Source organism: Pseudocitrobacter faecalis, from assembly GCF_965231525.1.
Lineage (GTDB): Bacteria > Pseudomonadota > Gammaproteobacteria > Enterobacterales > Enterobacteriaceae > Pseudocitrobacter > Pseudocitrobacter faecalis.
In genome coordinates this window covers 3,945,451-3,959,262 of record NZ_CBDDNJ010000002.1, presented here as the reverse complement: position 1 = coordinate 3,959,262, position 13,812 = coordinate 3,945,451, and the positions used below count along the sequence as shown (strand labels likewise).

General features: G+C 55.6%; 11 protein-coding genes. 8 read left to right on the top strand and 3 right to left on the bottom strand.

Annotated features, from left to right (window positions below; genetic code table 11):
• Window positions 1-39 precede the first annotated feature (39 nt).
• The gene (locus ACOXYR_RS19230) at window positions 40-1,194 is read right to left on the bottom strand and encodes a Gfo/Idh/MocA family protein (RefSeq protein WP_421355689.1); all 1,155 of its coding nucleotides are present in this window, start codon (window positions 1,192-1,194) and stop codon (window positions 40-42) included.
• Window positions 1,195-1,384: 190 nt separating this feature from the next.
• Here ACOXYR_RS19230 and ACOXYR_RS19225 point away from each other — a divergent pair, with 190 nt between their 5' ends.
• Window positions 1,385-2,434, top strand: coding sequence for a LacI family DNA-binding transcriptional regulator (locus ACOXYR_RS19225; protein WP_350435406.1), 1,050 nt, complete (start codon window positions 1,385-1,387; stop codon window positions 2,432-2,434).
• A gap of 2 nt (window positions 2,435-2,436) precedes the next feature.
• Here the strand turns inward: ACOXYR_RS19225 and msrA are convergent, their stop codons facing one another.
• Window positions 2,437-3,078, bottom strand: coding sequence for a peptide-methionine (S)-S-oxide reductase MsrA (gene msrA, locus ACOXYR_RS19220; RefSeq protein ID WP_113858110.1), 642 nt, complete (start codon window positions 3,076-3,078; stop codon window positions 2,437-2,439).
• A gap of 268 nt (window positions 3,079-3,346) precedes the next feature.
• Here msrA and tamA point away from each other — a divergent pair, with 268 nt between their 5' ends.
• The 5 genes from tamA to ACOXYR_RS19195 all read left to right on the top strand — a co-directional run bounded on the left by tamA (window position 3,347) and on the right by ACOXYR_RS19195 (window position 10,004).
• On the top strand, window positions 3,347-5,080 hold the full coding sequence (tamA, locus tag ACOXYR_RS19215) for an autotransporter assembly complex protein TamA (protein WP_421355688.1): 1,734 nt from the start codon (window positions 3,347-3,349) through the stop codon (window positions 5,078-5,080).
• Window positions 5,077-8,856 (top strand): autotransporter assembly complex protein TamB, encoded by a 3,780-nt coding sequence (gene tamB, locus ACOXYR_RS19210; RefSeq protein WP_421355687.1) that lies wholly within the window; start codon window positions 5,077-5,079, stop codon window positions 8,854-8,856. The genes tamA and tamB overlap by 4 nt, the downstream gene beginning before the upstream one ends.
• A 2-nt stretch (window positions 8,857-8,858) precedes the next feature.
• A complete protein-coding gene (locus tag ACOXYR_RS19205) occupies window positions 8,859-9,203 on the top strand; it encodes a gamma-glutamylcyclotransferase family protein (protein WP_108476161.1) in 345 nt (114 codons plus the stop codon).
• A gap of 205 nt (window positions 9,204-9,408) precedes the next feature.
• Window positions 9,409-9,660, top strand: a complete 252-nt coding sequence (locus ACOXYR_RS19200) for an AbrB/MazE/SpoVT family DNA-binding domain-containing protein (protein ID WP_421355686.1) — start codon at window positions 9,409-9,411, stop codon at window positions 9,658-9,660.
• Window positions 9,654-10,004 carry a type II toxin-antitoxin system ChpB family toxin gene (locus tag ACOXYR_RS19195; RefSeq protein ID WP_108476163.1) on the top strand — a complete coding sequence of 117 codons (351 nt, stop codon included), beginning with the start codon at window positions 9,654-9,656 and terminating at the stop codon, window positions 10,002-10,004. Before ACOXYR_RS19200 ends, ACOXYR_RS19195 begins: the two co-directional genes overlap by 7 nt.
• A 238-nt stretch (window positions 10,005-10,242) precedes the next feature.
• Here ACOXYR_RS19195 and ppa read toward each other — a convergent pair whose 3' ends face one another.
• Window positions 10,243-10,770 carry an inorganic diphosphatase gene (gene ppa, locus ACOXYR_RS19190; RefSeq protein WP_108476164.1) on the bottom strand — a complete coding sequence of 176 codons (528 nt, stop codon included), beginning with the start codon at window positions 10,768-10,770 and terminating at the stop codon, window positions 10,243-10,245.
• A gap of 392 nt (window positions 10,771-11,162) precedes the next feature.
• Here ppa and ytfQ point away from each other — a divergent pair, with 392 nt between their 5' ends.
• Together ytfQ and ytfR are read left to right on the top strand one after the other, a co-directional pair.
• The gene (ytfQ, locus tag ACOXYR_RS19185) at window positions 11,163-12,119 is read left to right on the top strand and encodes a galactofuranose ABC transporter, galactofuranose-binding protein YtfQ (RefSeq protein WP_108476165.1); all 957 of its coding nucleotides are present in this window, start codon (window positions 11,163-11,165) and stop codon (window positions 12,117-12,119) included.
• Window positions 12,120-12,305: 186 nt separating this feature from the next.
• A complete protein-coding gene (gene ytfR / locus ACOXYR_RS19180; RefSeq protein ID WP_421355685.1) occupies window positions 12,306-13,808 on the top strand; it encodes a galactofuranose ABC transporter, ATP-binding protein YtfR in 1,503 nt (500 codons plus the stop codon).
• Window positions 13,809-13,812: the final 4 nt, after the last annotated feature.

Genomic DNA, 13,812 nt, shown 5'->3' with positions numbered 1-13,812 from the left:
TTTCTCCCTCTCCCTGTGGGAGAGGGCCGGGGTGAGGGCTTACCAGGTTCCGGACGCGTCCAGGGTTTTACTCTCGACGTTTTTATCCACTGACGTTGCAATGCGCTCATCTAAAAGCTGTTTGAACAACGCTTCATCCAGCGGCAGGTCGACCCAATTGTCCGTCCAGGTGGAAAGGTGCATTGCGTTTGAGAGCGTCAGGCCGCGAATCCCTTCCTGACCCGGTGCCAGTAGCGGTGTGCCGTGCAGTACGGCGGCGGCGAAATTGGCGGTGATCACATGATGATCGCTACATTCCGGTGCCACCGGAATGGTGACCTCCCAGCACTCCGGTTCGCCAAAGCCGTTTTGCCAACGGGCGTTGAATTCCGTTTCCGATTCGCGCAGACGCCAGAAGTGCAGCTTGCCCTCTTCAACCACTACTTTGCCGCGATCGCCAGCGATCTCCAGGCGGTTAGTGCCGGGGGCTTCCGCCGTGGTGGTGATAAACACGCCCGTCGCGCCGTTGGCGTACTCCGCGTAGGCGGTGACTTCGTTTTCGACTTCAATCTGGCGATGTTTGCCGAACTGGCAGAACGCGCGCACGCGGACGGGCATACCGACCAGCCATTGCCAGAGGTCGAGCTGGTGCGGATCCTGGTTGAGCAGCACGCCGCCGCCTTCGCCTTTCCAGGTGGCGCGCCAGCCGCCGGAGTTGTAGTAGCTTTGCGAGCGATACCAGTTGGTGATTATCCAGTTAGAACGGCGAATTTCGCCCAGTTCGCCGCTGTCGATCAGATCTTTCACTTTCTGATACAGCGGGTTAGGGCGTTGGTTGAACATCATGCCGAACACCACGTTACAGCCGCGCGCGAATTCATTCATCTCGCGTACCTGCGCGGTGTAGACGCCAGCCGGTTTTTCGCACAGCGTATGAATGCCCTGGCGCATCGCCATCATCGACAAGCGCGGATGCTCGTAGTGCGGCGTAGAGACAATCACCGCGTCAATCAGCCCGCTTTGCAGCATCTCCTGCGCATCGCTAAACAGCGCGATCTCTTCGCCCACTAACGCGCGAAGGGTCGCGTGTTTTTCAGGATTGTTATCGCACACCGCCGTCAGGCAGGCCTCTTTGACCGTTCCCGCCAGCAGATAGCGGGCGTGAACTGTACCGATATTCCCCACACCAATAATGCCAAACCGTACTTTCTTCATGCTGTACCTTGCGTCGTAAAAAGGGGTGATGTCTGCAACATAGGAAAGGTGAAACGGGGCGACAAACGGATTTTGTGAGAATGCTCGCAGGGAAAGCAGGAATATGGGCGAAAGGGTAAAAAAAGGTTTTAAAATCAGCTTACTGGTTCTGCAAATATTTGCAGAATTTGATTGCGAGTGAGATCACATCATGTCCGGAAAGCTGAAAATGAAGCAGATCGCCACCCAAACGGGCTACTCCATCAGCACCGTTTCGCGGGTGCTGAGCGGAAAATCGTACACCAGCGAAAAAGCACGCGCGGCGATAGTGAAATGCGCGCGGCGTTTAGGCGTGCTGGAAGAGATGGCGAGCGGGCGTTTGCTGATTAACGGCATCGCCGTGTTTGCGCCGGCGCGTACGTTTACCGCCAACGGCGACACTTTTTATCAGGAAGTGACCAAAGGCATTGCTGACGCAGTGGCCCCGCATGATGTCTATCTCTCCTGGTGCGGGCTCGAGGAGCGGCAGGCGGACATTCGCCTGTTTCTCGATAAGACCGGCAGTAAGCACATCAACGCGATCATTATTATCGGCACCGACGACCCCACAATCTTTAAGCTCGCCGCCAGTCTGAATAAACCCTGCGTGCTGATTAACTCGCATGACAAAGAGATGGCGCTCGATGCGGTGTCGCCGGATCACCACGCCATTGGTTACAGCGCGCTCCGTCATCTGTTTGAGAACGGGCATCGGCGCGTCTTATCGCTCACCTGCCTGCGGCGCGAAACGCTCTATACGCGTCTGGAAGGGATAAAACAGGCTTATCGCGACTACCATGTTCCGTTTGATCCAGAGCAGTCTCTGATTGTGACGGAAGGATTTTCCGCGCACGAAGCGGAACAGGCGCTGGATGGCTGGCTGAGTTGTCACCCACGCGATCGCTGGCCGGAAGCGATTTTCCCCGGAAGTTCAGGGATGGCGGTGGGCGTGCAGCGGGTGCTGACGCGTCATGGCCTGCGTGTACCGCAGGATATATCGTTAATGACCACCGATTTTGGCTGGCACCTGAAAAACGCCTCGGTGACGGGCGTCGAAGTGCCGTGCCGTGAGCTCGGGATTGAGGCCGTTCATCTGCTGCAAACCCGCCTGAACCGCCCGCAGGCACCCATCTTTAACCTGCTGTTGCAGGGGAAAATGCGCGAAGCGGGCAGCGTGGTCAGCGCCACGCGGCATACAGCCCGTGTGGCGATGTTTTCGTAACGTTACGCCTGCTGAGGCGGGAGACAGACACCAATTCCGCCGATACCGCAGTACCCGTACGGGTTTTTGTGCAGATACTGCTGGTGGTCATCTTCTGCATAGTAGAATGGTTTGGCGGCGGCGATTTCCGTGGTAATGCGACGATTGTCGCCCGCGCTTTTCATTGCGGCCTGGAAGCGTTCGGCGCTGGCGTGCGCTTCACGCTCCTGCTCCGGCGTCAGCACATAAATCGCGGAGCGATACTGCGTACCGTGGTCGTTCCCCTGCTGCATACCCTGCGCCGGGTCGTGATTTTCCCAGAATACCTGCAATAGCTGCGCATAGCTGATAACGGACGGATCATAGACCACGCGTACCGCCTCGGCGTGCCCGGTCAGCCCGGAGCAGACTTCGCGGTAGGTCGGATTGGGGGTGTAACCGCCGCTGTAGCCAGCCGCTGTGCTGTACACGCCAGGAAGCTGCCAGAACAGGCGCTCGACGCCCCAGAAGCATCCCATCGCGAATATGGCCACTTCCATGCCATCCGGAATATTCGTCATCGAGTGACCGTTAACGGCGTGTAACGTATCTACAGGCATCGGGGTGTTGCGTCCGGGAAGCGCATCCGATTGAGACACAAGGTGATTTTTCTCAAATAAGCTCATAGGACGGTCTCCTGATTACGGGATGAGCGGTTAAGGTTGTAACCAGGCGTGAGTTTTAACACAATAAACACGCCGAATACGTCTAGATTTAAACATAAGAATAATTTGGGGTGTTGTCTCTTTTTCAACCCGAGAATGTTTAGGGTTATTAAAAACAGAGCGCCATACGTATGAGCAGGGAATCAGTTGATACGTATCCGACGCCGTTATTGCCGTGGAAAGGCTTTCGTTTCCATCAGGGGTGGAAACAGGATATTCAGGAGAAAATGTGCGACAAATCCGCCAGTTATGTGTGGTCGGTTTACTGCTGACCAGCGGTGTTGCCAGTGCAGCGAATATACGTTTGCAGGTTGAAGGACTTTCAGGGCAACTGGAAAAAAACGTTCGAGCGCAGCTCTCGACGATTCAGGGTGATGAGGTCACGCCAGATCGCCGTTTTCGCGCGCGCGTCGATGACGCCATCCGTGAAGGCTTAAAAGCCCTCGGTTATTACGAACCGACTATCGATTTTGAACTTAAGCCGCCGCCGGCAAAAGGGCGTCAGGTGTTGCTGGCGAAAGTCACGCCGGGCGAACCGGTGCGCATTGGTGGCACCGACGTGATTCTGCGCGGCGGTGCGCGTACCGATAAAGATTATCTCGCGCTGCTGAAAACGCGTCCGGCGATAGGCACTATTCTCGATCACAGCGATTACGACGATTTCAAAAAAGGCTTAACCAGCGTTGCGCTGCGTCGCGGCTATTTTGATAGCGAATTCAAAAAGAGCCAGCTCGGTATCGCGCTCGATCGTCATCAGGCGTTCTGGGATATCGATTATGACAGCGGCGAGCGCTATCGCTTCGGCCCGGTCACCTTTGAAGGCTCGCAGATTCGTGAAGAGTATCTGCAAAACCTCGTGCCGTTTAAGCAGGGCGATTATTACCAGTCCAGTGACCTGGCAGAGCTGAACCGCCGCCTCTCGGCAACCGGCTGGTTTAAATCGGTGGTGGTCGCGCCAGAATTCGAAAAATCACGCAAAACGAAAGTGTTACCGCTGCATGGCGTGGTGTCGCCGCGCAGTGAAAACACCATCGAAACCGGTATTGGTTATTCGACGGACGTCGGGCCGCGCGTGAAGGCCACGTGGAAAAAACCGTGGATCAACTCCTATGGGCATAGCCTGACGACCAGCGCCAGCGTCTCATCGCCTGAGCAGATCCTCGATTTCAGCTACAAGATGCCGCTCCTGAAGAACCCGCTTGAACAGTATTATCTGGTGCAAGGGGGCTTTAAGCGCACCGACCTGAACGATACGGAAGCCGACTCCACCACGCTTGCACTCTCGCGCTACTGGGATCTTTCCAGTGGCTGGCAGCGGGCGATTAACCTGCGCTGGAGCTTCGACCACTTTACCCAGGGTAACGTCACCAACACCACCATGCTGCTGTACCCGGGGGTGATGATCAGCCGTACCCGCTCGCGCGGCGGCCTGATGCCGACGTGGGGCGATTCCCAACGTTACTCTATCGACTACTCCAACACCGCCTGGGGCTCAGACGTCGACTTCAGCGTCTGGCAGGCGCAAAACGTCTGGATTCGAACTTTATACGACAAACACCGCTTTGTGATGCGCGGCAACCTCGGCTGGATTGAAACGGGCGACTTTGACAAAGTACCACCGGACTTGCGTTTCTTCGCCGGGGGCGACCGCAGTATTCGTGGCTATAAATACAAGTCAATCTCGCCGGAATACGATGACGGCAAGCTGAAAGGGGCCTCGAAACTGGCGACGGGCTCGGTTGAGTACCAGTACAACGTCACCGGTAAATGGTGGGGCGCGGTCTTCATGGATGGCGGTGAAGCGGTGAGCGATATCCGCCGCAGCGACTGGAAAACCGGCGCGGGTGTAGGTGTTCGTTGGCAGTCGCCCGTTGGCCCGGTCAAGCTCGACGTTGCCGCGCCGCTGGGCGATAAAGACGAGCACGGTTTACAGTTCTACATCGGTCTGGGGCCTGAATTATGAGTTTATGGAAGAAGATAAGCCTCGGCGTACTGATTTTTATCGTGCTGCTTATCGGGGCGGTGGTGTTCCTGATTGGCACCACCAAAGGTTTGCATCTGTTATTCAACGCGGCGAACCGCTGGGTGCCGGGGCTGGAAATCGGCCAGGTGACCGGCGGCTGGCGCGATCTGACGCTGAAAAATGTGCGCTACACCCAGCCGGGTGTGGCGGTGAATGCGGGTGAGTTCCACCTGGCGGTGAAAACCGAATGCCTGTGGAGCAGCAGCCTGTGCGTGGATGATATTGCCCTGCGTGACGTCAACGTCGCCATCGACAGCAGCAAAATGCCGCCGTCCTCCCCGGCGGCAGAAGAGGAAGAGAGCGGCCCGCTGAATCTCTCTACGCCGTACCCCATTACGCTTAGCCGCGTGTCGCTCAACAATGTGAATATCAAAATCGACGACACTACCGTGTCGGTGATGGATTTCATGACCGGGCTGAACTGGCAGGAGAAAAACCTGACGCTGACGCCAACCACGCTGCAAGGGCTGCTGATCGCTTTGCCGAAAGTGGCGGATGTGGCGCAGAAAGAGGTGGTTGAACCGAAGATAGAGAACCCGCAGCCGCAAGAGAAACCGCTCGGCGAGACGATGAAAGATCTCTTCTCGAAACCAGTGCTGCCGGAGATGACCGATGTGCATCTGCCGCTCAATCTGAATATTGAATCTTTCAGCGGCGAACAGTTACGCGTAACCGGTGATACGGATCTGACCGTGTACAAGATGCTGCTGAAGGTCAGCAGCATCGACGGTAACATGAAGCTGGATACGCTGGATATCGACTCCAGTCAGGGAACGGTGAATGCCACCGGCACCGCGCAGCTGACCAACGACTGGCCGGTGGATATCACCCTCAACAGTACGCTCAATATCGACCCGTTGAAGGGCGAGAAAATCAAGCTCAAGCTGGGCGGTGATGTGCGTAAGCAACTGGAGCTGGGCGTGAATCTCTCTGGCCCGGTCGATATGTCACTGCGCGCGCAAACGCAACTGGCTGAAGCCGGATTGCCGCTGAATCTCGAAGTTAACAGCAAACAGCTCTACTGGCCGTTTACCGGCGAGAAGCAGTTCCAGGCTGACGATCTGAAACTGAAACTCAGCGGTAAGATGACCGACTACACCCTGTCGTTCGCGACGGCGGTGAAAGGTCAGGGCGTGCCGCCTGCCAACATTAAGCTGGATGCGAAAGGCAACGAACTTCAGGTCAACCTCGACAAACTCACCGTGGCGGCGCTGGAGGGCACCACCGAGCTGAAAGCTCTGCTCGACTGGCAGCAGGCGATCAGCTGGCGCGGTGAGCTGGCATTGCACGGCATCAACACGGCAAAAGAGGTGCCGGATTGGCCGTCGAAGCTGGATGGCCTGATCAAAACTCAGGGCAGCCTGTACGGCGGTACCTGGCAGATGGATGTGCCGTCGCTGAAAATCACCGGCAACGTGAAACAGAACAAAGTAAACGTTGATGGCTCCCTGAAGGGCAACAGCTACATGCAGTGGACCATTCCAGGCCTGCATCTTGAACTGGGGCGCAACAGTGCGGACGTGAAAGGTGAGTTGGGCGTTAAAGATCTCAATCTCGACGCCACTATTGATGCACCTAATCTGGATAACGCCTTGCCGGGGCTGGGCGGTACGGCGAAAGGCCTGGTGAAAGTGCGCGGCACGGTGGAAGCGCCGCAGTTGCTAGCGGATATCACCGCGCGCGGCCTGCGCTGGCAGGAGCTGACTGTCGGTCAGGTACGCGTGGAAGGCGATGTGAAATCCACCGACCAGATTGCGGGCAATCTTGATGTGCGTGTGGAGCGCATTGCGCAGCCTGGCGTGGATATCCGCCTGGTGGATCTCAGTGCCAAAGGTAGCGAGAAACAGCACACGCTGAATCTGCGCATCAACGGTGAACCGGTCTCCGGGCAACTGGCGCTGGCGGGCAGTTTTGATCGCAAAGAAGAGCGCTGGAAAGGCGCGCTGAGCGACACCCGTTTCCAGACACCGGTCGGCCCGTGGTCGCTGTCTCGCGCGATCGCGCTTGATTACCGTAACAAAGAGCAGAAAATCAGCGTGGGCCCGCACTGCTGGATTAACCCGAACGCTGAGCTCTGCGTGCCGCAGACCATCGATGCCGGAGCAACGGGCCGTGCACAGGTGAACCTCAACCGTTTCGACCTGGCGATGCTCAAACCGTTTATGCCGGAAGAGACGCAGGCCAGCGGCGTGTTTAGCGGTAACGCTGACGTGAGCTGGGACACCACAAAAGAGGGCTTGCCGCAGGGTAAAGTGACGCTTAATGGCCGCAACGTGAAGGTCACGCAAATCGTGAACGACGCACCGCTGCCGGTGGCATTTGACACGCTTAATCTCAATGCAGACCTGCACAACAACCGCGCCGAGCTGGGTTGGATGATTCGCCTGACCAATAACGGGCAGCTTGATGGTCAGGTACAGGTCACCGATCCGCAGGGGCGGCGTAATCTGGGCGGCAACGTCAACATCCGCAACTTCTCGCTGGCGATGATTAACCCTATCTTCGCAAAAGGCGAGAAAGCGGCAGGGACGCTGAACGCCAACCTGCGTCTCGGTGGCGACGTTCAGGGGCCGCAGCTATTTGGGCAAATGCAACTGAACGGTGTCGATCTCGACGCTAACTTCATGCCGTTCGACATGCAGCCGAGCCAGATTGCGATGAACTTCAACGGCACGCGCTCGACCCTGCAAGGGGAAGTGGTGACGCAGCAGGGACGCATTAGCCTGAGCGGCAACGCCGACTGGACGCAGATCGACAACTGGCGCGCCAGCGTGGCGGCGAAAGGGAGCCGGGTACGCATTACCGTGCCGCCGATGGTGCGTCTCGATGTCTCGCCGGATGTAGTATTTAACGCCACGCCGAGCCTGTTTACGCTCGACGGCAGCGTTGATGTGCCGTGGGCGCGCATTGTGGTACACGACGTACCGGAAAGCGCAGTGGGTGTCTCCAGCGATGAAGTGATGCTCAACGACCAGCTACAGCCGGAAAACCCGAAAACTGCGTCGATCCCGATCAACAGTAACCTGACCATTCACGTCGGCAACAACGTGCGTCTGGATGCGTTTGGCCTGAAAGCGCGACTCACCGGCGACCTGAAAGTGGCGCAGGATAAACAGGGGCTCGGCCTGAACGGGCAAATTAACATTCCAGAAGGGCGCTTCCACGCCTACGGCCAGGATTTGATTGTGCGTAAAGGCGAGCTGCTCTTCTCCGGCCCGCCTGACCAGCCGCTGCTGAACATCGAAGCCATCCGTAACCCGGATGCTACCGAAGATGATGTGACGGCAGGTATTCGCGTCACCGGCCCGGCAGACCAGCCGAAAGCCGAAGTCTTCTCCGACCCGGCGATGTCGCAACAAATGGCGCTCTCTTACCTGGTTCGTGGACAGGGGCTGGACAGCGATCAGAGCGACAGTGCCGCGATGACATCCATGCTTATTGGCCTGGGGGTTGCACAAAGTGGTCAGGTTGTGGGTAAAATCGGCGAGACATTTGGCGTAAGCAATCTGGCGCTGGACACGCAAGGGGTGGGCGACTCATCCCAGGTCGTGGTCAGCGGCTACGTACTGCCGGGTCTGCAGGTGAAATATGGTGTAGGGATCTTTGACTCCTTAGCGACACTCACGTTACGCTATCGCCTGATGCCTAAGCTATATCTGGAAGCGGTGTCTGGTATCGACCAGGCGCTTGATTTGCTCTATCAGTTTGAGTTTTAGCAATGCGAATATTTGTATACGGCAGTTTGCGGCGTAAACAAGGCAACAGCCACTGGATGACCAACGCCCAGTTGCTGGGCCAGCACAGCGTAGACGATTATCAACTGTACAGCCTGGGCCACTATCCAGGCGCCGTGCCGGGAACGGGCACAGTACACGGTGAAGTTTACCGGGTTGATGCGGCGACGATGGCTGAACTTGACGAGCTACGCACTAAAGCGGGTGAATATGCTCGTCACCTTATCCAAACGCCATACGGTAGTGCCTGGATGTACGTCTATCAGCGCCCGGTTGATGGGCTACCGCTGATAGAAAGCGGAGACTGGTTAGACAAAGACCAGTATTAATCCTTATAACGCCACCTTCGGGTGGCGTTGTTTTTTGTGCGCTGCAGCGTGCTTATTCTGCAACGCATCTTCGTTTTCTCTTCACTCACATGACTCTTTCCAGATTAATAAAAACGCGAGAAAGCGTGCTGGCGCGTTTGATACAGAAAAGGCAAACTCGTCGGGAACCTACTGAGTTATACTTTGTATAACTTCAGGAGGCGATATGCATGTAACCATCAAGAAATGGGGAAACAGTATGGGGATGGTCATTCCAGGCACCGTCGTCAAAGAGCTGAATCTGTCTGCCGGGCAGAACATGGAGGTCAATGTGAAAGAAAACCAAATTATCCTGACACCGCTAAAGCGGCACTATTCATTAGACGCTTTGCTGGCCGAATGCGACATCAATGCGCCTGCGCCAGGCGAAGATGACATTTGGGGTAAGAACGCTCCGCAAGGCGATGAAGCATGGTAAAAAGCACGGAATTTTCACGTGGAGATATCGTGCTGGTGGGCTTTGATCCCGCGAGCGGGCACGAACAAAAAGGTGTGGGGCGCCCAGCGCTCGTGCTTTCCGTCAGCGCCTTTAACCGGTTCGGGATGGTGCTGGTAGCACCCATTACGCAGGGGGGAAACTATGCGCGTTATGCCGGATTTACCGTTCCGTTGGGCTGCAAAAAGGGAGACGTTAGTGGTGTTGTGCTGGTTAATCAGTTTCGCATGATGGACTTACGCGCGCGCGGTGCGAAGAAAATGGGTGAGGCGAGCGCGGAAGTTATGGAGGATGTGTTACTTCGGGCGCAGGCGATTCTGGATTAGGCGGACTACGCGGTGATGCCTTCGGGCATAAAAAACACCGCCGAAGCGGTGTGAGAGTGATGACGAATGCAACATTGCCTGATGCGCTACGCTTATCAGGCCTACAATATTTCTGCAATTTATTGAATTTGCACTACTTTGTAGGCCGGATAAGGCGTTAGCCGCATCCGGCAATGCTGATACTCAGACATAAAAAAACACCGCCGAAGCGGTGTCTTTTATCGCGCAAAAAGAAAGCTTATTTCTTCGCACGCTCGAAGGAAGCAATGATTTCCGCTTTAGCCGCTTCAGCATTGTCCCAACCGTCAACTTTAACCCATTTGCCTTTTTCGAGGTCTTTGTAGTGCTCGAAGAAGTGGGTGATCTGCGCTTTCAGCAGTTCCGGCAGGTCGTTCACATCTTTGATGTGATCGTATTCTTTGCTCAGTTTGGTGTGCGGAACCGCAACCAGTTTGGCATCTTCGCCAGACTCGTCGGTCATTTTCAGCACGCCAACCGGACGGCAGCGAATCACAGAACCCGGCTGCAGCGGGTACGGCGTCGGAACCAGTACGTCAACCGGATCGCCGTCCAAAGACAGGGTGTGGTTGATGTAACCGTAGTTGCACGGATAGAACATCGCAGTGGACATGAAGCGGTCAACGAACAGTGCGCCGCTCTCTTTGTCGACTTCGTATTTGATAGGATCCGCGTTCGCCGGGATCTCGATAACGACGTAGATATCTTCCGGCAGATCTTTACCCGCAGGGACGTTGAGTAAGCTCATGTCTGTTTCCTTTAAAATGTATGGCAAACAAGTGGCGGGTATTATAGCCAACTCATCGCGAAAGTCTTGACCTGTTTTATCTCTTCTCTCATCCAGAGCGCCTTTTTCAGTGCCTTCCGATAGCTCTAAAATCCATAAAGTTAGCCGCATCCTGAATAAAATTGTGAAACCGTTTACATTGTCGTATTGATAGTCCCCAAATCGTACGAAAATTCTGCAATATCAATCATTGTCCTATCCCTGATTCCTCCTCAGCTCTTGCTAATACTGACAATTAACATTGTATTCACTTTCTTGAATTGTGATGTAACGCATTCTGTTACATTTGGGATTGTCTATAGTTTGTTCGCAGGCGTGTTTTTCACCAACAATAACCCTACGAGGATAACTTTATGTGGAAGCGCTTACTTCTTGTCACAGCAGTTTCCGCAGCCATGTCGTCTATGGTCATGGCTGCCCCTTTAACAGTGGGATTTTCGCAGGTCGGTTCTGAATCCGGCTGGCGCGCAGCGGAAACCAACGTTGCGAAGAGTGAAGCGCAGAAACGCGGTATCACCCTTAAAATCGCCGATGGTCAGCAGAAACAAGAGAATCAAATCAAAGCGGTACGCTCATTCATCGCCCAGGGTGTGGATGCCATCTTCATTGCGCCAGTGGTCGCAACAGGCTGGGAACCGGTGTTAAAAGAAGCGAAAGACGCGCAAATCCCGGTCTTCCTGCTTGATCGCTCGATTGATGTGAAAGACAAATCACTCTACATGACGACCGTCACGGCAAATAACGTACTCGAAGGGCAGTTGATTGGGGAATGGCTTACTAAAACTGTCGACGGCAAGCCATGTAACGTTGTTGAGCTGCAAGGCACAGTGGGCGCAAGCGTGGCGATTGACCGTAAGAAAGGCTTTGCAGAAGCCATCGCCAAAGCGCCAAACATCAAAATTATCCGTTCTCAATCCGGTGACTTTACCCGCAGCAAGGGTAAAGAGGTGATGGAGAGCTTCATCAAGGCCGAGAACAACGGCAAGAACATATGCATGGTTTACGCGCATAACGATGACATGGTGATCGGCGCGATTCAGGCGATTAAAGAAGCGGGGCTGAAACCGGGCAAAGATATCCTCACCGGCTCAATCGACGGCGTGCCGGATATCTATAAAGCGATGATTGCCGGGGAAGCAAACGCCAGTGTTGAACTGACGCCAAACATGGCCGGCCCGGCGTTTGATGCGCTGGAGAAATTCAAAAAAGACGGCACCCTGCCGGAAAAAGTCACCGTCACCAAATCAACGCTTTACCTGCCGGATACGGCGAAAGAAGAGTTAGAGAAGAAGAAAAATATGGGGTATTGAGTTTGGCCCCTCACCCCGGCCCTCTCCCACAGGGAGAAAACAAAAGCAGAACCTAACCATCCTCGCTATCCGTCCCCTCTCCCTGCGGGAGAGGGTTAGGGTGAGGGGAAAAACGGGACAGAATCTTACCATTTGCACAATCCATCCCCTCTCCCTGTGGGAGAGGGTTAGGGTGAGGGGGAAACCATGAGCACCAACCAACACCAGGAAATCCTCCGCACTGAAGGATTAAGCAAATTCTTCCCCGGCGTCAAAGCGCTGGATAACGTTGATTTCAGCCTGCGGCGCGGCGAAATAATGGCGCTGCTCGGCGAAAATGGTGCGGGGAAATCGACGCTCATCAAAGCCTTAACCGGCGTTTACCATGCCGATCGCGGCACAATCTGGCTGGATGGCATCACCATCTCGCCCAAAAACACCGCCCACGCCCAGCAGCTGGGTATCGGCACTGTGTATCAGGAAGTGAACCTGCTGCCCAATATGTCAGTGGCGGATAATCTTTTTATTGGCCGCGAGCCGAAACGCTTCGGTTTTCTGCGCCGTAAAGAGATGGAAAAGCGTGCCACCGCGCTGATGGAATCTTACGGATTTTCGCTGGATGTCCGCGAGCCGCTCAACCGCTTTTCCGTGGCGATGCAGCAAATCGTGGCGATTTGCCGTGCTATCGATCTCTCTGCCAAAGTGCTGATCCTTGATGAGCCCACCGCCAGCCTCGACACCAAAGAAGTGGAGATGCTGTTCACCCTGATGCGACAACTGCGCGATCAGGGCGTCAGCCTGATCTTCGTCACCCACTTTCTCGATCAGGTGTACGCGGTGAGCGATCGCATTACCGTGCTGCGCAACGGCGCGTTTGTGGGCTGCCGGGAAACCCGCGAATTGCCGCAAATCGATCTGGTAAAAATGATGCTTGGCCGCGAACTGGATACTCACGCCTTACATCGCGCAGGCCGCACATTGTTAAGCGACAAACCGATCGCCGCATTTGAAGGTTTCGGCAAAAAGGGCACCATCGAACCGTTCGATCTCCAGGTGCGCCCCGGAGAGATCGTCGGGCTGGCCGGATTACTCGGTTCCGGGCGAACCGAAACGGCGGAGGTGATCTTCGGCATCAAACCCGCTGACAGCGGCAGCGCGACGATCAAAGGTAAACGCCAAACCCTGCGATCGCCGCATCAGGCGTCCTGCCTGGGGATCGGCTTCTGCCCGGAAGATCGCAAAACCGACGGCATTATTGCCGCCGCGTCGGTGCGGGAAAACATCATTCTGGCGCTTCAGGCGCAGCGCGGCTGGCTGAGACCCATTCCACGCAAAGAACAAAACGAGATTGCCGAGCGCTTTATCCGCCAGCTCGGCATTCGCACACCGAGCGCTGAACAGCCGATCGAATTTCTCTCTGGCGGCAACCAGCAAAAAGTCCTGCTCTCACGCTGGCTGCTGACGCGCCCGCAGTTCCTGATCCTCGACGAACCCACGCGCGGGATCGACGTCGGCGCGCATGCAGAGATCATCCGCCTGATCGAAACCCTGTGCGCTGATGGGCTGGCGCTGCTGGTGATTTCATCTGAACTGGAAGAACTGGTGGGTTATGCCGACCGGGTAATCATCATGCGCGATCGCCGACAGGTGGCGGAGATCCCGCTCGATAAGCTCTCCGTTCCGGCCATTATGAATGCTATTGCGGCATAAGGAG

Bases quoted from the DNA above. Each gene is read 5' to 3' on its own strand.
- ACOXYR_RS19230 (WP_421355689.1), bottom strand. From the start codon at position 1,194: ATGAAGAAAGTACGGTTTGGCATTATTGGTGTGGGGAATATCGGTACA.
- ACOXYR_RS19225 (WP_350435406.1), top strand. From the start codon at position 1,385: ATGTCCGGAAAGCTGAAAATGAAGCAGATCGCCACCCAAACGGGCTAC.
- msrA (WP_113858110.1), bottom strand. From the start codon at position 3,078: ATGAGCTTATTTGAGAAAAATCACCTTGTGTCTCAATCGGATGCGCTT.
- tamB (WP_421355687.1), top strand. From the start codon at position 5,077: ATGAGTTTATGGAAGAAGATAAGCCTCGGCGTACTGATTTTTATCGTG.
- ACOXYR_RS19205 (WP_108476161.1), top strand. From the start codon at position 8,859: ATGCGAATATTTGTATACGGCAGTTTGCGGCGTAAACAAGGCAACAGC.
- ACOXYR_RS19200 (WP_421355686.1), top strand. From the start codon at position 9,409: ATGCATGTAACCATCAAGAAATGGGGAAACAGTATGGGGATGGTCATT.
- ACOXYR_RS19195 (WP_108476163.1), top strand. From the start codon at position 9,654: ATGGTAAAAAGCACGGAATTTTCACGTGGAGATATCGTGCTGGTGGGC.
- ppa (WP_108476164.1), bottom strand. From the start codon at position 10,770: ATGAGCTTACTCAACGTCCCTGCGGGTAAAGATCTGCCGGAAGATATC.
- ytfQ (WP_108476165.1), top strand. From the start codon at position 11,163: ATGTGGAAGCGCTTACTTCTTGTCACAGCAGTTTCCGCAGCCATGTCG.
- ytfR (WP_421355685.1), top strand. From the start codon at position 12,306: ATGAGCACCAACCAACACCAGGAAATCCTCCGCACTGAAGGATTAAGC.